The 19,048-nt window shown below is 62.0% G+C and carries 16 protein-coding genes; 4 read left to right on the top strand and 12 right to left on the bottom strand.

The features are described from left to right. Positions 1-73 precede the first annotated feature (73 nt). The 4 genes from F8N85_RS15765 to F8N85_RS15750 all read left to right on the top strand — a co-directional run bounded on the left by F8N85_RS15765 (position 74) and on the right by F8N85_RS15750 (position 5,434). The gene (locus F8N85_RS15765) at positions 74-1,654 is read left to right on the top strand and encodes an aldehyde dehydrogenase (NADP(+)) (protein ID WP_150804487.1); all 1,581 of its coding nucleotides are present in this window, start codon (positions 74-76) and stop codon (positions 1,652-1,654) included. A 35-nt stretch (positions 1,655-1,689) separates the two neighbouring features. Beyond that, a complete protein-coding gene (locus tag F8N85_RS15760) occupies positions 1,690-2,748 on the top strand; it encodes an Ldh family oxidoreductase (RefSeq protein ID WP_150804593.1) in 1,059 nt (352 codons plus the stop codon). A 54-nt stretch (positions 2,749-2,802) separates the two neighbouring features. Continuing rightward, the gene (locus tag F8N85_RS15755) at positions 2,803-4,020 is read left to right on the top strand and encodes a fumarylacetoacetate hydrolase family protein (protein WP_150804486.1); all 1,218 of its coding nucleotides are present in this window, start codon (positions 2,803-2,805) and stop codon (positions 4,018-4,020) included. Between the two features lie 109 nt (positions 4,021-4,129). Continuing rightward, positions 4,130-5,434: an MFS transporter gene (locus F8N85_RS15750; protein ID WP_150804485.1), complete on the top strand. Its 1,305-nt coding sequence runs from the start codon at positions 4,130-4,132 to the stop codon at positions 5,432-5,434. A 42-nt stretch (positions 5,435-5,476) separates the two neighbouring features. On the opposite strand, the gene F8N85_RS15745 is transcribed toward F8N85_RS15750, so the two are convergent. The 12 genes from F8N85_RS15745 to F8N85_RS15690 all read right to left on the bottom strand — a co-directional run bounded on the left by F8N85_RS15745 (position 5,477) and on the right by F8N85_RS15690 (position 19,031). After that, positions 5,477-6,316 (bottom strand): lipopolysaccharide kinase InaA family protein, encoded by an 840-nt coding sequence (locus F8N85_RS15745; RefSeq protein WP_150804484.1) that lies wholly within the window; start codon positions 6,314-6,316, stop codon positions 5,477-5,479. Between the two features lie 454 nt (positions 6,317-6,770). Next, positions 6,771-7,595 (bottom strand): hypothetical protein, encoded by an 825-nt coding sequence (locus F8N85_RS15740; protein ID WP_150804483.1) that lies wholly within the window; start codon positions 7,593-7,595, stop codon positions 6,771-6,773. Between the two features lie 59 nt (positions 7,596-7,654). Next, complete coding sequence (locus F8N85_RS15735; protein WP_150804482.1) at positions 7,655-8,458, bottom strand: carbohydrate deacetylase; 804 nt, start codon at positions 8,456-8,458, stop codon at positions 7,655-7,657. Beyond that, positions 8,430-9,611, bottom strand: coding sequence for a GNAT family N-acetyltransferase (locus tag F8N85_RS15730; RefSeq protein WP_150804481.1), 1,182 nt, complete (start codon positions 9,609-9,611; stop codon positions 8,430-8,432). The genes F8N85_RS15735 and F8N85_RS15730 overlap by 29 nt, the downstream gene beginning before the upstream one ends. A gap of 5 nt (positions 9,612-9,616) precedes the next feature. Further along, positions 9,617-10,306: an N-acetyltransferase gene (locus F8N85_RS15725; RefSeq protein WP_150804480.1), complete on the bottom strand. Its 690-nt coding sequence runs from the start codon at positions 10,304-10,306 to the stop codon at positions 9,617-9,619. A gap of 265 nt (positions 10,307-10,571) precedes the next feature. Continuing rightward, positions 10,572-11,876, bottom strand: a complete 1,305-nt coding sequence (locus tag F8N85_RS15720; RefSeq protein WP_150804479.1) for an oligosaccharide flippase family protein — start codon at positions 11,874-11,876, stop codon at positions 10,572-10,574. Continuing rightward, positions 11,873-12,883, bottom strand: coding sequence for a polysaccharide deacetylase family protein (locus tag F8N85_RS15715; RefSeq protein ID WP_150804478.1), 1,011 nt, complete (start codon positions 12,881-12,883; stop codon positions 11,873-11,875). Before F8N85_RS15715 ends, F8N85_RS15720 begins: the two co-directional genes overlap by 4 nt. Before the next feature lie 12 nt (positions 12,884-12,895). After that, the gene (locus F8N85_RS15710) at positions 12,896-14,032 is read right to left on the bottom strand and encodes a glycosyltransferase family 2 protein (RefSeq protein ID WP_150804477.1); all 1,137 of its coding nucleotides are present in this window, start codon (positions 14,030-14,032) and stop codon (positions 12,896-12,898) included. Continuing rightward, complete coding sequence (locus F8N85_RS15705) at positions 14,025-14,993, bottom strand: glycosyltransferase family 2 protein (protein WP_150804476.1); 969 nt, start codon at positions 14,991-14,993, stop codon at positions 14,025-14,027. Before F8N85_RS15705 ends, F8N85_RS15710 begins: the two co-directional genes overlap by 8 nt. After that, positions 14,990-16,357 carry an O-antigen ligase family protein gene (locus tag F8N85_RS15700; protein WP_150804475.1) on the bottom strand — a complete coding sequence of 456 codons (1,368 nt, stop codon included), beginning with the start codon at positions 16,355-16,357 and terminating at the stop codon, positions 14,990-14,992. Before F8N85_RS15700 ends, F8N85_RS15705 begins: the two co-directional genes overlap by 4 nt. Beyond that, positions 16,354-17,442: a glycosyltransferase family 4 protein gene (locus F8N85_RS15695; RefSeq protein WP_224795694.1), complete on the bottom strand. Its 1,089-nt coding sequence runs from the start codon at positions 17,440-17,442 to the stop codon at positions 16,354-16,356. The genes F8N85_RS15700 and F8N85_RS15695 overlap by 4 nt, the downstream gene beginning before the upstream one ends. Next, complete coding sequence (locus F8N85_RS15690) at positions 17,439-19,031, bottom strand: GumC family protein (protein WP_150804474.1); 1,593 nt, start codon at positions 19,029-19,031, stop codon at positions 17,439-17,441. Before F8N85_RS15690 ends, F8N85_RS15695 begins: the two co-directional genes overlap by 4 nt. Between the last annotated feature and the right edge of the window lie 17 nt (positions 19,032-19,048).

The raw sequence follows: 19,048 nt of genomic DNA, 5'->3' as shown, positions 1-19,048 counted from the left end.
GCAGCGCAACCCTATGAACCACCGCCGGCCCCAGGCCCGGTGGCGCTGCTACTTCATGAGGCGAGAAAATCATATGAGCGTATCCGGATACAACTTTATCGGCGGTCAACGCAGCGCCCAAGGCGACACCCTGCTGCACAGCGTCGATGCCAGCACCGGCGAGCAATTGCCCGGGGCTTTTTACCAGGCAACCCTGGCCGAGGTGGACGCCGCGGTACTGGCGGCCGAGCAAGCTTATCCGCTGTTTCGCAACCTGCCGGCCAGCCGACGCGCGGAGTTTCTCGAAGCGATTGCCGACGAGCCCGATGGACTGGGCGATGAACTGGTGGCGTTGACCTGCCGCGAAACCGCATTGCCGGCGGCGCGGATTCAGGGTGAGCGCGGTCGCACCAGCGGCCAGATGCGGCTGTTTTCCCAAGTGCTGCGGCGCGGCGATTTCTACGGCGCGCGGATCGATCAGGCACTGCCTGAACGCACGCCGCTGCCACGTCCGGACCTGCGCCAGTACAAGATTGCTGTCGGCCCGGTGGCGGTGTTCGGCGCGAGTAATTTCCCGCTGGCGTTCTCCACGGCCGGCGGCGATACCGCCTCCGCACTGGCGGCCGGTTGCCCGGTGGTGTTCAAGGCCCACAGCGGGCATATGGCGACCGCCGAGCTCGTCGCTGCTGCGCTGATCCGTGCCGCGGAAAAAACCGCGATGCCGGCCGGGGTGTTCAACATGATCTTCGGCTCCGGTGTCGGTGAGGCACTGGTCAAGCATGCGGGGATCCAGGCGGTAGGTTTCACCGGTTCGCTCAAGGGGGGACGTGCCCTGTGTGACATGGCGGCCGCCCGCCCACGACCGATCCCGGTGTTCGCCGAGATGTCGAGTATCAATCCGGTGATTGTCTTGCCCGAGGCGCTGCAGGCGCGCAGTGCCGCGATCGCTAAAGAGTTGAGCGCTTCGGTGGTCCAGGGCTGCGGCCAGTTCTGCACCAACCCGGGCCTGGTCCTGGGCATTCGCTCGCCGCAGATGGACGGGTTTGTCGAGCAGTTGCGCGGGCACATGGCCGAGCAACCCGCGCAAACCATGCTCAATGCCGGCACCTTGCGCAGCTATGGCAATGGTTTGAAGGCGTTGCTCGGCCATCCGGGTATCAAGCATTTGAGCGGTCAACCACAACAGGGCAATCAGGCCCAGCCGCAATTGTTCGAGGCCGATGTCAGGCTGTTGCTGGAGCACGATCACCTGCTCCAGGAAGAAGTCTTCGGCCCTTGCTCCATCGTGATCCTGGCCGCCGACAAGGATGAACTGCTACAGGCGGTAGGCGCGTTGCAGGGTCAGCTCACGGCCACGCTGCTGGCTGAAGAGACTGACCTGACGGCCTTTGCCGAACTGTTCGGGCTGCTCGAGCAACGGGTCGGCCGGGTGCTGCTCAACGGCTACCCGACCGGCGTCGAAGTCTGCGATGCGATGGTGCATGGCGGACCTTACCCGGCAACCTCCGACTCCCGGGGCACCTCGGTGGGGACCCTGGCCATCGAGCGTTTCCTGCGTCCGGTGTGCTACCAGAATATTCCCGACGCGCACTTGCCCGAGCCGCTGAAAAACGCCAATCCGCTGGGCATCGCCCGGCTGGTGGACGGTCAGATCAGCAGCCGAACCTTGGGTTGAGCAGCGGCATGAAAGGAGTAGCGCAGATGACTGATATGCCCAATCCGCAACGTTACGACTACCAGACGCTGCTGGGCTTTATCCAGCAGCTGTTCGAGAAGGCCGGGGCGGACTCGGAAGTGGCCCGGACAGTGACCCGGGTCCTGCTCGAAGGTGATCTGCTGGGGCATCATACCCACGGCGTGAACCTGGTCAGCCGCTACATTGCCGGCGTCATGGCCGGCGATGCCCAGGCCGACGGGAGCAAGTTCGAGCAGCTGTCGGCCAGCAGCGTGTCGGGGCTGTTCGATGGCCACTATGTGCTGGGTCCGTACTGCGTCAGCAAGGCGCTGGACTTTGCGGTACAAGCCGCCACCGCCCATGGGCTGGGCATGGCAGTGGTCCGTCGCTCTTCGCACATCGGCTGCCTGGCGGCCTACCTCAAGCCGATCACCGACCAGGGCTTGGTGGCGATCATCTACAGCTCCGATCCTTCGGTGGCCTCGGTCTCGGCCCATGGCGGGATCGATCCGATCTACACGCCCAACCCGATCGCCGCCGGGATCCCCACCGATGGCGAGCCGATTCTGCTCGATGTCAGCATGTCGACCATTACCCTGGGGCTGATCGGCCAGTGCCGGCAGGCCGGGAAAAAGCTGCCGCATCCGGTGCTGATGTCCAATAGCGGACAATTGACCGACGACCCGGAAGCGTTTTCCACCAACCCCCCGGGCAGCATTTTGCCCCTCGGTGGGCAGGCTTTCGGGCACAAGGGTTTTGCCTTGGGAATTCTGGTCGAGGCGCTGACCTCGGCTCTCGCCGGACATGGTCGCAAGGACGCTCCGCAGCAGTGGGGCGCTTCAGTCACGGTGATGGCGATTGATCCGGAGTTTTTCGGCGGGCTGGAAAGTTTCACCGCGGAAACCTCGTTCCTCAGTGGGCTGATCCTCGAAAGCCGCGCGGTCGATCCGCAACGACCGGTCAGGTTGCCCGGGCAGGCCGGTCTGAAGCTTCGCGAAGCGCGCCTGCGCGACGGGCTCGAATTGCCGCAGGCGGTGCTCGCCGAGTTGAATCGCACCGCCGAATCCCTACAGCTCGCGCCGCTCGCTCACTGAGCCGCAACACCTCAACTGACATCACCACACTGACACCCACAAAAGAGTGCTGAGATGAATAACAAAACTGCTCTAACGGGCTCGCTGGACCTTGGCGTGAATGCTCATGTATTTGACACCGGGACCTGGGTCGGGCGCGTTTGGCGGCCTGAGCTCGGGCCGTCCGTGGTCCTGTTGAACAACGCTGCGGTGTATGACATTAGCGCCCAGGTGTCGACGGTATCGGCGCTGCTGGAACTCGAGGATCCGGTGAGCTGGTTGCGCAACCTGCCGCTGGCCGAGCCACTGATCGAGCTGCAAGCGCTGCTGCACAACAGCGACCCGGCGCAGCGCGATGCGCAACTGCCGTGGCTGTTGGCGCCGATTGACCTGCAGGCGATCAAGGCCGCGGGCGTGACCTTTGCCGCGAGCATGCTCGAGCGGGTGGTCGAAGAGCAGGCCAAGGGCGATCCGGCCAGGGCCGAGGCGATCCGCGACACCCTGGTCGCGCAGATTGGCGCCGATCTGTCGCAGATTGTGCCCGGCTCGGCACAAGCCCAAGCGCTGCGCGCGGTGCTGGTAGAGCAAGGATTGTGGTCGCAGTACCTGGAAGTCGGGATTGGTCCGGATGCGGAAATTTTCACCAAGGCCCAGCCATTGTCGGCAGTGGGGCATGGTGCGGCGATCGGCATCCATCCCAAATCCAGCTGGAACAATCCGGAGCCGGAAGTGGTACTGGCGGTGTCGAGCAGCGGCAGGATCCACGGCGCGATGCTCGGCAACGACGTCAACCTGCGGGACTTTGAAGGCCGCAGCGCGCTGCTGCTGTCCAAGGCCAAGGACAACAATGCCTCGACGGCGCTGGGGCCATTCCTGCGCTTGTTTGACGACAGCTTCAGCCTGGATGATGTGCGTCAGGCCGAGGTGGACCTGCGGGTGACCGGCGAGGATGGCTTCGTGCTCGAAGGTCGCAGCTCCATGCGCCAGATCAGCCGCGACCCGGTCGACCTGGTGCAGCAGACCCTCAACGAAAATCACCAGTACCCCGACGGCCTGGTGCTGTTTCTTGGTACGCTGTTCGCCCCCAAACAGGATCGCGATCAACCCGGTGCCGGGTTCACCCACAAGCAGGGCGATATCGTCGCGATCAGCAACGACCACCTTGGCACGCTGTGCAACCGCGTCACCACCAGTGACCAGGCACCGGTCTGGGACTTCGGTGTGCGGGCGTTGCTCGACAGCCTGAACCGCCGCGGATTGTTACAGGTGGCGGTAACCGCTCATCAAGCCTGACTCCAATGTTGTTCAATGAACGCCAGTTGTTCAATGGATGAAGGTCTGGGCCGCTGAGGGATCGCAGCTGGTTTGGTTTCCATGTTTTACAATAATAAAAAAGACTCCCATGAAGACACTCAAGAAGTATCAAACGCTGACGGTCATTTTTTTGCTGCTGATCGGGATCGTGAATTACCTGGACCGCAGTGCCTTGTCGATTGCCAACACCTCGATCCAGAAGGACATGATGATCAGTCCTTCGCAGATGGGCATCCTGCTCTCGGCGTTTTCCCTCGCTTATGCCTTTGCCCAGTTGCCATTGGGCATGGTCATCGATCGGCTGGGGACCAAGATCGCCCTGGGCGGTTCATTGATCGCCTGGTCGGTCGCGCAATCGATGACGGGGCTGGTCACCAGTTTCGGCGGGTTTTTCGGCTTGCGGGTCCTGCTGGGCATAGGCGAGGCACCGATGTTTCCTTCGGCGGCCAAGGCCCTGTCGGAGTGGTTCGACGCTGAAGAGCGCGGCACCCCCACCGGTATCGTCTGGTCTTCCACCTGCGTCGGACCTTGCCTGGCGCCACCGGTGTTGACGCTGTTAATGGTCAACTTCGGCTGGCGCGGGATGTTCATCATCACCGGTGTCATCGGCCTGGTGCTGGGGCTGTGCTGGTTTGCCTTCTACAAAAGCAAGGCCCAGTACCTGGCCGAACTGGAGGCCAACGGCGAGCTGCCACCAGCGCTGAAAAAGCCTCCGGTAGCAACGGTCGATAGCTCGGCGCCCAAGGCGTCGTTCTTTGCCGACTGGCTCGATCTGTTCAAACACCGCAGCACCTGGGGCGCAGTGCTTGGCTTCATGGGTGTGATCTACATGCTGTGGCTGCACCTGACCTGGTTGCCGGGGTATTTCCAGCGTGAACACGGCCTGGATCTGTACCAGACCGCCTGGGTAGTTTCCCTGGCCTATCTGTTCGGGGCTTTCGGGACGATTCTGGCCGGGCGGGTGTGTGACGCGATGGTCAAACGCGGCATGGGTATCCTTGGCGGTCGCAAGTTTACCGTGATCAGCGGCCTGTTGATGGCCGCGGCATTCACCGTGCCGCTGTCGTTTGTCAGCGGCCTGACCGGTTGCATCATCCTGCTGTGCCTGGCGCTATTCAGCATCAACATGGCCAGCGCCTCGGCCTGGATGATCGTCAATACCATCGTCGATACACGGCGCGTGGCGTCGTTTGGTTCGATCCAGAATTTCGGTGGCTACATCGCCGGGTCCGTCGCGCCTATCGTCACCGGCTTCAGTATTCAATACTCCGGCTCGTTCACCACGGCCTTCATGATCAGCGCGGTGGTGGCGGTGTTTTCGGCACTGGCGTACTTCCTGCTGCTCAAGGCGCCGATTGGCGATCAGGCATTTCCGAGCCCGGTTACTGCCTAGGGCTGAAAAGAAAGGAGGGTAGGTGAGACGTCAGGGACGACGTCAGCCAATGATCAGTTTGCCCCTGAGGAAGATTTCCCGGCGTTCCTTGCGGCCGATTTTTTCGTGTTTGCAGGCCGTATAGAACTCCGCGAATTTTTCCTGATCGAGCGCCGGGAACGACTCCAGGGCCTCGTAGACCAATGCGTCGTAGCACGATTCGGTAATGAAGCGGTAGATTTGCCGATAGTAGAAGAAACCGAACTGGAACCCCAGGGTTTCACTCGGGTATCGGGAGCCCTCAAAGAAGCAGTTTTCCAGGTCAATGGCCTTGGCCTGGGTGGTGTCCGCTTTGGACAGCATGATATTGGCGGCCCACAAGTCCATGTGGGTGATGCGCTTCTGGTGTAGCGAGAGCATCAGGGCGAATGCACTGCGGATGAGGCTTTCAATACGATCGGGCTGCTCTTGCAGCCAGTCCATCGCGTCAATGTGGTCCTCAAGCAACTGGGAAATGATGAAAAACTCTTCGGTTATCCCGAGCCGCGTCTTGCGATAGCCGAACCCTAGCAGCGAAGGCACCGGCGCACCGCGTTGCCATGCTTCAAAACTATTGATCAGCTCTTCGACCGGCCAGTCGAACATGCCGTCGCTCTTGGGGTAGCCCCAGGTCACCCGACATCTGGCCTTGAAGTCGTTGAGGGGCTGGGTCTTGACGAACAATGCCGCATCTGACGCCGGCAGGGCAGCGCTGACGCGCCTGGTCTGGCGGCCTTGATTGATCAGCCCCTGAAGCGCCTCGGTCATGCCTGGAGTGGGCGGATTGGTGAAATGAATCGTCGACCGAAGATGGCTGCTGGTGAAGGGGAAGCTTTGGAGAAACTGATGTTTTTCGTGTCGCATTGATAGTCCTTTATCCCGGAAACCCATCAGGACAAGAAATTTAACATATTTTTCACTTAATTTTCACACCGTTCAGCGTTCCCCGCTGAGGACTCTGTAGGAACGAGCTTACTCGCGATAGCAATCTGACAGACGGGCTGTGTGCGAAGGCGGCTTGGCAGCCGACCTGGCTCTTGAGGGGCTGTGTACATATCCGTTTCTGCGGTAACGGCCACTTAGGGTTTCGCCCTTACGGCGAGGCCCTTTTGTCAAGCGCCACAAAAGGACCCAAAAAGGCTCGCCCCGAGCGTACGGCACCTCGCCAAGGCTTGGTGTTCCCTCGCTCCGGTGTCCATCAGGGGGGCGCCGCAATGCGGCGGAGTCAGCTTCGCTGACGGCGCTGCGCGCCACCCCCCTGATGAACGCCTCCACTCGGCCTGCCGAAGGGGCGGGTAGATCAAGATCAAGATCAACATCAAAAGCGAGGCGGCCGACCGGCCGGCCTGAGGTTACGCGTTCCCTCGTAGGAGCTGCCGCAGGCTGCGATCTTTTGATCTTGTTCCTGAGCAATTTCCAGCACAGCTAAAAGATCGCAGGCTCCGCCAGCGCCTACGCCAACCGCAAACACCTGCAATGTCGTGGGTGTCTGCAATCTCGTGTAGGAGCTGCCGCAGGCTGCGATCTTTTGATCTTGTTCCTGGGCAATCTCCGGCACAGCTAAAAGATCGCAGGCTCCGCCAGCTCCGCCGACCGCGAGCACCTGCAATGTCATGGGTGTCTGCAATCTCGTGTAGGAGCTGCCGCAGGCTGCGATCTTTTGATCTTGTTCCTGGGCAATCTCCGGCACAGCTAAAAGATCGCAGGCTCCGCCAGCTCCTACGCCAACCGCAAACACCTGCAATGTCGTGGGTGTCTGCAATCTTGCGTAGGAGCTGCCGCAGGCTGCGATTTTTTGATCTTGTTCCTGGGCAATTTCCAGCACAGCTAAAAGATCGCAGGCTCCGCCAGCTCCTACGCCGACCGCGAGCACCTGCAATGTCATGGGTGTCTGCAATCTCGTGTAGGAGCTGCCGCAGGCTGCGATTTTTTGATCTTGTTCCTGGGCAATCTCCGGCACAGCTAAAAGATCGCAGGCTCCGCCAGCTCCTACGCCGACCGCGAGCACCTGCAATGTCATGGGTGTCTGCAATCTCGTGTAGGAGCTGCCGCAGGCTGCGATCTTTTGATCTTGTTCCTGGGCAATCTCCAGCACAGCTAAAAGATCGCAGGCTCCGCCAGCGCCTACGCCGACCGTGAACACCTGCAATGTCGTGGGTGTCTGCAATCTCGTGTAGGCGCTGCCGCAGGCTGCGATTCTGGCTATTTTGATGGCTGGACTATTCCAATACCCGCTGCCGGCAGGGTTTTGCCTGCCGCGCTGTAGGGGACTCGCGGAATACCCGACAGGCGACTTTCCAGCACCTGGCTCAAGGATTCCCCCGGCTTCAGGTACGCATCGCCGAAATCCGCACCGAGCAGGTTGGGATGAGTGACCACCTCCAGCAGGCCGTCCGTGGGCGGGGCGGCATTGCGCAGGTCGGCCGGGGTACAGACGTGGTCGGCGGTAGTGCCGGCGAGGCTGCGTAGACGCCGGTTGAGCAAGGTCTTGAACAGGCGTTTGCCGGTGCCGATATTTCCCCCCAGGTTGCGCGCCAGACGCACCGCCACGCCCTGCCTGGCGGCGAAGCGGGCGACGATTTCGCCGATGGGCCAGATATTGTGGACGTGCTGGTGCGAGTCCAGGTGACTGGGTTGCAAGCCGAATTCCAGACAGCGTTGCCATTGGGCTTCCAGTTCTTCCAGCACCGCTTGCCGGTCCTTGCGGCCAAGCCACAGGCTATGGCGGGACAGGTTCAGATCAAATTCGCCGCTGGGGCTACAGAACGCCGGTTGTTCGAGAATCGCTTCGCTGAGCGGACGCCCATAGGTGAGGTTGAAGTGCAGGCCGATTCGCCCCTGCAACAGGGGATGCTGGGCCATGGCGCAGGCGGCGGGAAACGCCGGCATGCTGGCCATCGCGGTTGCGGAGCTGATCAAGCCGGTCTGGAACGCCCGCAGGATCACCGCGTTCTCGTTCTCGCTGAGGCCGAAGTCGTCAGCGTTGACTATGACGTGCTGAGGCATTGTGACCCTCCAGAGGAATTGGGCTGGCAACGACAGGCTTGGCGGACGCCGCGCGTCTGGCCCGCAGTTTTTGCATGTGCGGTTTTAGCAGTTTCCAAAGGCGCAGGGCGATGCCCAGGTAAAGCCCGCTGGGACGCCAGGAGTAGAAACTCCAGCGCCAGTGTTCAAGTTGCCCGGTCATGCGTTCGTGCAGTTGGTGGCTGGAATTCTCCAGACTGACCCGTGAAGCGTCGATCCATTCCCAGCCTTCTTCCAGGCCCCAGCGAACCCACTCATCGAGCAGCACCCGACCGCTGCCCAGATCGGCGAATTTCGGCAGAAACGCCAGGTTGTAGTCATACAGTCGACCTTGCTCCAGCAGCCCGAGCCGGTAGCTGATGCAACGCCCGTCCAGTTCCAGCACCACCACCCGCACCAGGCCCCGGTCGGCGAGGGCGGTGAAGGCCCGGTCCATCCATTCCCGACGCCGGGCATCGGAAAAGATCCCGACGCCTTCGTCGCCTTTCCAGCTGACGGCCTCGACCTCGCTGATGACTTGCAGCAATGGCCCCATGCTCGTGGCGTCCGGCACCAGTCGCCGCACCACCGCACCACAGGCAGCGATCCGCTTTCGCGCTCGCCGCAGCTTATAGCGCGGGTCGCCGGAAACTTCCTGGCGGTCGGCTTCAGTGATCTGGTGCACCGGCGCCCGGCAACTGAGGCGCTGTTCGCCGGTGGAGCTCTGGCGTTTCCACTGTTTGAGGAGGCTGGCCCGAGCGTCAGGGTCAGTCAACTCATTGAGCTGCAACAGCGCGTGGGGCAGGTGGCGGCGGATCTGCCGCAGGGCCTGCCGCGCGCTGGCGCCTTCCAGGGTGGCGAGCAGGGCGATGCGGTCGCTGAGGGGAAAGCCGAGGTGGCGCAGCACCCGCATCTGCATTCCGCCGAAGCATGCGCGGTAGGCTACCAGCGGCAAGCACAGACACAGCTCCTCGGCCTGCCAGCCGAGCAGCACATGCAACTCTTCGTCGGCATTCAGCGCCCCCTCGGCCGCGCACATCCAGGCCAGGGTGTTGAACGGCGTATGGCCCGCGACCTGCTTGCGCAAGGTTTCGTAGGCCGCGGTCGGGAAGTCTGTTGTGCGCAGCGAAGTGCGCCATTCGAAGGTTATCGTCATAGTAGTCAAGCCGCAGGTGTAGGGATGGCGGGCCGTTCGGGTTTGCGCAAGGCGTCCAGTCGCGAGCCGCTGTAGCGGGTCTCGCGATAGAAACGCCAGAGGCCGAACAAGCCATACACATGCATGATTCGGCCTTGCTCCTGATACCCCATGCGCATATGCAGTTTGAGGGCCGGGATGTTATGGGTCTCGCAGACATCCACTACCTTGTTGCAGCCCTTTTCTTGCATGCTTTTCCACAGATCGAGTTGCAGATCCACCGACAAGGTCGTGCCCCAGTAGGCGCGAATCAGCTCGCCGCCGAATTCGAAGAACTCGCCTTCCTTGACCGGAAACCAGCAGCCGTAATAGTGGCGATCATGGTAGTTACGGGCACTGCCCCAGATAAAGGACACCGCATCGCCCTTGTCGTCCAGGTACATGTGCCCGGTGTGACCCTCGGAGGCCAGCTCGCGCATGGTTTCGACGCGGTCGCCGAAGTGTTTGGCGAAGGCGCTGACATTTTCCGTGGTGATAACTTCCAGGCGCAATGGCGAGTAGGGCCTGAGTTTGTGCGGCAGTACCGGAGTGACCAGATCGCGTTCCATCCACAACAGCTCCCAATGGAAAAACACAAGGTGCTTCCACAGGGCATGAATGGTGCTGCGAAGGCCCTTTTTTTTGATTCTGTCATTGAGCTTCTGCATTGCGCTCATGATGCCTCCAGATGGGGCTGGCTGTGTGAGATAGCAGTAACCGCCTGTATGCACGAGGTGCGGCAAGTCCATGAGCGCACGCCGGGCAAGGCATTGTTGGGGGAAATCGGGCACCCTGGGCTGAGGGGCATGTTCGGGTGTTTCAATATGTGCTCCAGGTCAGGGGGAGCAAGGTTTCGCCGGGCACTTCGAAGCTGATGAGACCCTCCAGGCAACGACACCTGGCAGAGACAGAGGCAGAGGCCTGTCAACACGGGGGCGCGGCTCATGCTGGCCTCCGCTGCAACATCTGCCACAGGGGCGCCAGATCGCCGGGCAGAATCACCAGGGTCTGCCACACGGACACGCCACTGATCCGGCAATACAATCCCAGCAAGGCCACGGTCACCGCCAGGTAGGCAATGGACGAGGCCATCGCCGCACCGACGATGCCGTAGGCTGGAATCAGCACCAGGTTCAACGCCAGATTGAGCACCGCGCCCAGGCCCATCAGCAGCGAGATGCTGCCCGGACGATTTTTCCCGAGCAGGTCCAGGCGCAGGATGCTGGCGTAGCACAGGCCCAGCAACCCGGGCAGCAGCGCCAACAGCGCCGGGTAGGCCGGCTGGTAGGCCACGCCGAACAGCGTGACGATCAACCATTCACCGATCAGCGCCATGCTCAGGCAGGCGCCGAGCATCACCGTGGCCGTCAAACGCAGGGCCAGTGGTGTCAGGCGTTCGATGCCTTTTTCTTGTTGCAGCAGGCGTTTCATCAGCGGCGTGGTGACCGCTTCGGGAACGATCAGCAGCAACTCGGCAGCGGCACTGGCCATGGCGTAATGGCCCAGGGCGGTGCTTCCGAGGATGGCGCCGATGAACAGGTAGTCAGAGCGCAGGATCACCTGCTGGAACAGCAGATCAGGATGGCTCTTGGCACTGAAGCTCAAAAGTTCCCGCTGGCTGCTGCGGTCCCAGCAGAGTTTGACTTCCTGGCTGCGGCTGAGCCAGAACCAGCCAGCGAGGACCACCAGGCTGATGCCCGCCAGCCAGCTGATCAGCGCCGCTTCCAGCGCTGCGCTTTGCCACATCCAGAACAGGGCGAGAAACAGCAACAGCGGTGCCAGCGACTCGATCAGCCGCAGGGTGTTGAAGGCCACCACCCCACCGGAGGCATTGTGCAGGGTCAGCAGACCGCTCTTGAGTACCGTCAGCGGCACCGCCAACAGCAGCAACCAGGCGAGCAATCCAAGCTGGGTGGCGATGTCCAGCGTGGTACCGAACTCACGGAGCAGGGTGACGCTGATCAAGGTCAGCACGCCGGCGAGCAAGCAGCCGAACACCAGTACCTGGCTGAGCAGCAAGCCCATCGAGCGCTGTTGCGCTGCCTGGTAGCCGACCGCCGAATTCAGCCCGCCACTGGTGGCGGCGCTGATCAGGTCCGGCAAGGTGCTGAGCAGGGCGAACAGGCCGCGTTCGCTGGGGCCGAGAATCCGTGCCAGCAACACGTTGCGCAACAGGCGCAGGGCGATCATTGCCAGCCGCGTGCCCATGCTCAGCGCCAGGTGGCGCAGATACTGATTACTACTCATGGGCGACCACCCTGGCTGATACGCCAGGCCAGCAGCGAAGGGCGGCTGGCATTGCGCTGGCTGACGCCGATGCGTGGCAGTGCCAGCGGGTCGCCATTGCCGCGATAGATCCCGGCGCTGGTGCCCAGGGCAAAGGCGTAGCGGTGCGCGGCGAGGCGTTGGCGGACGCGCTGATCATGATCGCCATTGGGGTAGCAATAGACCGGCAGCGGTTGTTGGCAGCCCCGCCGTAGCGCGTCGTGGCTGCGGCTCAGTTCCTGGTCCAGGCGGGTGTCATCGAGTCCGGTGAGGATCGAGTGGCTGGCGCCGTGGGGACCGAAGCTGATCAGTCCGGAGCGTTCCAGGGTGCGCACTTGCTGCCAGTCCAGTGCTTGCGGCAGCGATTCGGTCGGGCACGCATCGGTGAGGTTGTTGAGGTCTTGCGGCGCCAGGCTTTTCAGACTCTGCAAGTAATTGGCCAGGGCCAGGCTGCGTTGCCGTTCGTTGCCTTCGCCGAGAAACGCCGCGGGTAATGGTCGGCCGATGTGTTTCAAGTGCTGGATCAGGCGTTGACGTGAGTCGCCGCCATGGCTGCCCCAGAGGGTTTCACCGAGGCTTTCCCACCAGAAGCGCTGGCGGCTGCCAATAAAGTCGGTGGAGAGGAAAATACTTGCCGGCACCCGATGCTGCAGCAGCAGCGGAAAAGCATTCAGCGCATTGTCACGCCAACCGTCGTCGAAAGTCAGGGCGACTTTCGGTCGTGCCGAGGTGTTCGGATGGGCGTCGGCCTGCAGCAAGTCCATCAGCGTCACGCAATCGAAATGCCGCTTGAGCCACTTCAGGAGTCGTTCGAAGGCGTGCGGGCCGACGCTCAGCTCATTGCGATGGGGCAGCTCGGCGCTGCGGTCGTCGGCGAGCACCCGATGCAGCATCAGGATCACTCCGGCGCCGCGCAGCTGACTGCGGCCCAGTGGCGAGTTGAGGTACAGCCAGCCACTGGTGCGCTTGAACATTTGCTTGATCGGCATGGGACGGCACTCTCATCGATTCTGATCGGGATTCCATTGGCTATATCGCTGGCCACGCAGGAACTGCCACAGACCGACACTCATCCCGGCAAGGGTCACCAGTAAAAAGGCGGCGAGGCGAAAGGGTTTGGGCAAACGGTGTTGTACATCGAGCAAGCCGGCGACGGCGACGCTATAGCCCAGCAGTTGGGCAATCAGCGCCAGGTTGTAGAAATCGTGTTCGCCCCACAGCCAGAGGTTGCTCAGCAGCAGGGGCACCAGCAGCACCGGCGCCAGCCGGCGAATCAGTTTGTGGCTGATCAGCGCCAGTGCGTACAGGCCGTGACGAAACGGGTTGAGCAGTTCACGGCGTTGCGCCAGGCTTTGCAGGCCGCCGACGGTCACCCGTTGACGGCGGCGAAACTGTTTGTCGGCTTCATCGACGCCCTGATCGATCACCTGCGCCGATTCAACGTAGACGATGCGTTTGCCGGCCACCGGCGCGCAGGTGCTGAGGAAGAAGTCATCGTTGACCTGCGCCGGAATGGTCTGGAACAGCTCACGGCGCAGGGCGAGCAGGGCCCCGTCGGCGGAGACCATGCAGCCGGTACGGTTTTCCACCCGCCGCAGCCAGCCTTCGTAATGGCGGTAGAGGCTATCGCCCAGGCTCAGGCCTTTACCCGGGATCGGGATCACCATGTGCCCGGCGCAGCCACCGACCTGTGGATCATTGAGTGGCGCCAGCAGGTGTCCGAGGGTGCTGGTTGACCACTGATTGTCGGCGTCGGTGAACACCAGAATATCGCCAGTACTCAGCGCGACGGCGGCATTCAGGGTGGCGGCCTTGCCCTGGCGGGGCAGGTCGAGCACCTGAATGCGCGGATCGATCACCCGTTGCGCACAGGCCACGGTGTCATCGCTGGAGCCGTCGCTGGCAAGGATGACTTGCAGGGCCAGCGCCGAATAGTCCTGGTCCAGTAAGGTCCGCAGTTTCTCTTCGACATGCCGGGCTTCGTTGTGCGCGGCGATGACGATGCTCACCGCCAGGGGTTCGGCCGCCGGGTAGCGACGTTTGGGAAACCACGGCGCGAGGAGCGTCAGCATCAGCGGGTAACCCAGATAGGCATACAGCGGCAACAGCAGGCACAACCAGAAAATGAATTCAGCCACGGGCAGGTCTCCTGGCTTTCCAATGACAAAGGCTGAGCACGAACGCGGCTCCAGCCAGGTGCAAGCGTAACCAGTGCAGGCCCCAGAGTTGCAGGGTCAGGCGCGGGTCACGATGTTTCAGGCTCTGGCGCAGGCTCAACACCAGGGCCGGCAGGCTGGTCACCAGCAACAGCAGCAGCGCCAGGTGGGGCAGGCCGTCGAGCAATGCCGAAAGCGCCATGGCATCCAGCGCCCAGGCGCCCAGTGACAGCAGCGGGAAGCGCAGCAGGCGCAAGCTGATACCGTGGCTGCGCAGCAATTGCAGATGACTGCCCTGACGCCACAGCTCTTTGCCCATCCACTCGCGCCAACTGCCCTCGTAACCCCAATGCAGGGCAACGCTCTCATTGACCGCCAGCAAGCGCGCTCCGGCCTGGGCCAGGCGCATCGTCAAGTCCTTGTCCTCGCCGGTGCGCAGGCTCTCGTCAAAACCGCCGACCCGGACGAACCACTCGCGGCGCATCAGCAGATTGGCGGTCGGCAGCCATTGCGCCGGGTGCAGGCTTTGGGTATTGGGGCGCAATGTGCGGCGCTGCCAGGCATGGGCGAACCATGGCGCTTGAGTCGGCGTGTCGCAGTCCAGACCGAGCACATCGGCCTGGCCACCAGACTCGAGTTCGAGCAATAACGAGAGCCAGTTGCGTGGCATCTCGATGTCGGCATCAAGGAAGGCCAGCCATTCTCCGCCGGCGATGGCGGCGCCGTGGTTGCGCAAGGCGCCGATGTGCAGGTCGGGCAGAGTCAGCATCTGGGCACCCAGTTCTCGGGCGATCTGCGGGCCCTGGTCCTGGGAGCCGTTGTCGACCACCAGCAGCTCGCACTCAAGGCCCGCGGCATTGGCGGCCAGGCGTGCCGCCTGCAGGGTCCTGGCGATGTGCCGGGCCTCGTTGTACATCGGGATGACGATGCTGATCAGGCTCATGGGCGCGGCTCCGGCAGCGGGCTTTCTTCAGCCTTGAAGCGCAGCACGCAAGAGAGTGCCAGCATGATCCACAGGTATTTCAGGTTGGGCGCGCTGAGGAACATCAGGAACAGCGACAGCGACAGCAGGCTCACGCCCAGGTGCGTGACCAGGTCCGCCTGGTCCCAGTTGCGGCGCTGCAGCCAGGCCGAACGGGCCCGCAGGATATTGCGCAAAGCGAGGGCAAGCATCGACACGAACAGCAACGCGGCGGGAATGCCGAGCTCGCTGAACAGTTCCAGGTAGGTGTTGTGCGCCCGCCGGTAAAGGTCGCTTTCCTTGCCTTTGGACGAGAAGGCCTTGGCGTAGCCGGTGACCGCGTAATGCAGCGGGAAGGTGCCGGGACCGGTTCCCAGCAGCGGATGCTCGCGGATCATCTTGCTGCCGACCACGATGTAGGACGCGCGTCGTCCCAGGGACTCGTCGGTGTAGCCCCGAGTGTCAGATGACAGCATACTGAGGGATTGAATGCGCTTGATGTAACCCGCTGGCATGGCATAGATCGCCAAGGGTATGACGATCGCTATGCCGAGCATGGCAAAGCCCAGGTGACGCGGACGGATTCGCGGCAACTGTGCCCGGTAGTGATAGATGCCGATAGCCAGGCTGATCAGCAGCACCACCAGCCCCGAGCGAGATTCGGTCTTGGTCATGCCCCCCAGTAGCAGCGCGAAGCACGCCAGCCAACCCAGGCGCTGCAACATGTTCGGGCTTTTCTGCGCGAGCAGCAGTGCCTGGGGAATGGCGAAGGCGATCAGCATGGCCAGGGCATTGGGGTCGAGCATGGCTGACGCTCGCCCCTGTTCCTGGTACTGGGTGGAAAACATTGCGACGGCACTGGTGATGGTGACGCTGAGCGTGGCCATGCGGCAGAAGTTGATCATGTTCATCTCGCGCCCGACCAGCAGGGTGATGACGAACAGCAGCAAACCGACGATCAGGTCGCGCAGATGGGTGACGGACAGTCCGACGTTATCGGACGTCCACAGACTCAGCAGGTAGAGCGTCATGAACCCCAGCAACAGCGGCCATAAATTGCTCCGCAGGCGACTGGCCGGAAGCTGGCGCAGCAGCAGCTGCAGGGAAAGGATCAAGGCCAGCGAGATGCCGAGGAATTTTGCCCCGGAGAAACTGCTGTCCTTCATCAGGCCCTCGAAAGGCACCAGCGCGACAATCCCGAGCACGCCCCAACTGGGCCGTCGGTAAAGTATGGCCACCCCGACCAGCCCCACTACCGCACCGGGTGCCAGGTACGGGTAGGGGCTGGCCAGCAGGGCCAGGCAGAGTGCGGCCAGCAGGCCGATCATCGAGAGCGGAATGATCACGCGTATGCCCCCCGTGCAGTATGGATATAAAGCTGCGACCAACGTTGTGCCAGGGCCGCAAGGTCGTAACGGTCGAGCTGGGTATGGCGCGCGCGGTTGGCCAGGGTCTGCACCAGTTCCGGGTCGCGCAGCAGGGAGTCGATCTGGCTGGCCAGTTCGCCGCTGTCGTTGGCCTGGGCCAACAGCCCGTTGTGCCGGTGCTGGATCACGTCGGGAATCCCGCCGACTCCAAAAGCCACCACCGGTACTCCGGCTTGCATGGCCTCGAGCAGAATCATCGGAGTACCTTCCGTGCGCGAACTGATCACCAGCACATTCAGTTCGGCCCACCAGCGGCGCATGTCAGTCTGGTAGCCTGGCAGCTCGATACGCTCAAGCAATCCGGCGGCCTCGATACGCGCCAGCAATGCCGGGTGTTCGGGGCCGTCGCCGAGCATTACCGCATGCAGTTGCGGGTGCTTCTGGCACAACGGGATCAGTGCATCGAGGAACAGGTCGGGACCTTTTTCGCTGCTCAGCCGACCGACGTAGCCGGCCAGCCAGCGGCGATTGTCGGCGGAGCGCGGCGGCAGGGCGGGGGCCGTCGGCAGACCGTTGGGAATCACTTGCAGTTTGTCTGCCCGCACGCTGGCCCGGCGATGCAGCAGGGCGATGCTCTCTGCCACGCAGACCACTCGGTTGACCGAAGGCGTGCGGCACAGTTGCAGGCTCAGCCAGGTATAGAAGCGTTGCTTGGTGCTGCGTGGGGTGAAACCGTGCTGGGTAATGACCAGCGGCAGGCGCCACAGCGTGGCACCCACCCAGCCAAACAACAGGCCCTTGAAGTTATGGGTGTTGATCAGCGGCCGCTCCTTGCGCCGCTGACCCAGGTAGCGCAACAACCCGGCGAGCCCCGAACAGCCGCTGCAGTCGACACCGGCTTCACGAAAGCGCGCGATCAGCTCCTGCGGCGCGTCGAGGAACAGCACCTGGTGCCGCCCCGGTGTCGCCAGGCAATGATCCAGCAACATCCGCTCAGCCCCGTAGAACCCGCCGCTGCTGAGCAGATGGATGATCGCCAGCGCAGGTTTGAGCTGCGCGTTCAATTGCGCACCCAATGCATGAAGCTGGGTACCGACCAGTTGCGGTGTGGATTGGGCTGATCGACGTGCTGATCGTTAATCACCAGCAACACTGGCAGGCCAAGTTGATGGGTGATTTGCGCTGGATGTTTGAAACGATGGTCGAAGAACTCACGCACATAGACGATCGCGATAGCCAGCAACAGCCCGGTGATCAGGCCGAACGGAATGATCAGCAGCGGTTTCGGAAAGGCCGCTTCCGTTGGTTCATACGGCGGGCTGAGGATTCGCGCGTTCGACAGGTCGCTGCCCAGCGAGCGCTCGCTGCTACTTTCTTCATAACGCTGGGTATAGGTGAAGAACGCCGCATGTAGCGCGTCGATCTCGGTGTCCATTTGCCGCAGTTTGCTCTGAGTCTGTTGCAGCTGATGGACGCGGTTCTTGTACTCGGCGATCCGCGCGGTCTTCTGGTTGATCACCGAAGTGACGATCGCCAGATCGTTGGTCCGTTCCAGGATACGATTGTTGACCACCTTGAGGAACTGCTGGCGCGCACGGCCAATCTGCTCGCGAGTCAACAGCATCGGTTCGCTGCCCGGCTGGAAAATCGCCAGATCGTTGTTGTAGCGGGTGACCAGACTCGTCAGCTGTTCGCTGAGTTGTCTGATCTCGCGGTCTTCGAATACAACGTTGTCCGCCGTGGTGGTGAAGGTGTAGGGGAAGGTGTAGTCGCTGACCTTGGTACCGTTGGCAGCGGTCAGACTGGTCTTCAGGTAGTCGAGCCAGCGCTGGCTTTGCAGCAGGCGGTCGCGGTACAGGTTGAGTGCCTGCTCTTCGGTGTTGATGGCATTCAGGCGGAAGGTAATTTCTTCCTTGGGATCGGAACTGCTGATGCGTTGCAGCAGCGCCAGGCGATTGCCTTCCAGGCCGTCGAGACGCACCTGGTACTGGTTTTTCTTCTGTTCATAGAAGGCCAGTGGCAGCTCGTTGGACTGCAGGTCCTGGCGGTTCTGCAGATAGTTTTTCAGCAACTGGTCGACGAACTTGGTGCCCAGGGCCGGGTCGTCGTAGCTGTAGACGATCGAAATCACGTTGGAGCCGGGGAGTGTTTCGATCTTGAGGTCGGCGATCGCTTGTTGAGTGAGGGCATCCAGTGTCGTGTCACGTACCGGCTCGGACTCCAGGCCGATGACCTCGCGTACCGGGTTGATCACATGCTCGCGAAAGGGATTGATCAGGTACTGGTTCAGCGGGGCGAACACCAGCTTGTCGAGCATGCCCGGGGTGGTAATAAACTCGCCCTGTTCACGCAACTGGGTCATGGTCTGCCGGATCAGCGTCGGTGAACGCAAGATATTGCTCTCGGTTTCCATGTCCGCCAGGGAAGGCGGAATGAACTTGTCGGTTTCTTGCGTCAGTGCCGTGGCGGCATCGCTTTGGGACAACTTCTTGGACTGGACGATGACTTCGGCGGTGATATCGAAGCTCTGTTTGAGCATCAATGGCAACGCCAGTGCGATCACTGCAAAGACCAGGAAGACTCGCTTCACCGTCTGACGGTTGGCGAAGAAGATCCTGAAGAACTCATGCAGGTAGTTTTCCTTTGGATTCATGATATGTCACCTGCCTG

Source organism: Pseudomonas fluorescens, assembly GCF_902497875.1.
Taxonomy (GTDB): Bacteria; Pseudomonadota; Gammaproteobacteria; order Pseudomonadales; family Pseudomonadaceae; genus Aquipseudomonas; species Aquipseudomonas fluorescens_BR.
The sequence above is the reverse complement of the archived record's forward strand: the minus strand, read 5'-3'. Positions and strand labels throughout refer to the sequence as shown.

Bases quoted from the DNA above. Each gene is read 5' to 3' on its own strand.
- F8N85_RS15720 (WP_150804479.1), bottom strand. From the start codon at position 11,876: ATGAGTAGTAATCAGTATCTGCGCCACCTGGCGCTGAGCATGGGCACG.
- F8N85_RS15715 (WP_150804478.1), bottom strand. From the start codon at position 12,883: ATGCCGATCAAGCAAATGTTCAAGCGCACCAGTGGCTGGCTGTACCTC.
- F8N85_RS15750 (WP_150804485.1), top strand. From the start codon at position 4,130: ATGAAGACACTCAAGAAGTATCAAACGCTGACGGTCATTTTTTTGCTG.
- F8N85_RS15765 (WP_150804487.1), top strand. From the start codon at position 74: ATGAGCGTATCCGGATACAACTTTATCGGCGGTCAACGCAGCGCCCAA.
- F8N85_RS15705 (WP_150804476.1), bottom strand. From the start codon at position 14,993: ATGAGCCTGATCAGCATCGTCATCCCGATGTACAACGAGGCCCGGCAC.
- F8N85_RS15760 (WP_150804593.1), top strand. From the start codon at position 1,690: ATGCCCAATCCGCAACGTTACGACTACCAGACGCTGCTGGGCTTTATC.
- F8N85_RS15690 (WP_150804474.1), bottom strand. From the start codon at position 19,031: ATGAATCCAAAGGAAAACTACCTGCATGAGTTCTTCAGGATCTTCTTC.
- F8N85_RS15735 (WP_150804482.1), bottom strand. From the start codon at position 8,458: ATGCCTCAGCACGTCATAGTCAACGCTGACGACTTCGGCCTCAGCGAG.
- F8N85_RS15745 (WP_150804484.1), bottom strand. From the start codon at position 6,316: ATGCGACACGAAAAACATCAGTTTCTCCAAAGCTTCCCCTTCACCAGC.
- F8N85_RS15755 (WP_150804486.1), top strand. From the start codon at position 2,803: ATGAATAACAAAACTGCTCTAACGGGCTCGCTGGACCTTGGCGTGAAT.
- F8N85_RS15730 (WP_150804481.1), bottom strand. From the start codon at position 9,611: ATGACGATAACCTTCGAATGGCGCACTTCGCTGCGCACAACAGACTTC.
- F8N85_RS15725 (WP_150804480.1), bottom strand. From the start codon at position 10,306: ATGAGCGCAATGCAGAAGCTCAATGACAGAATCAAAAAAAAGGGCCTT.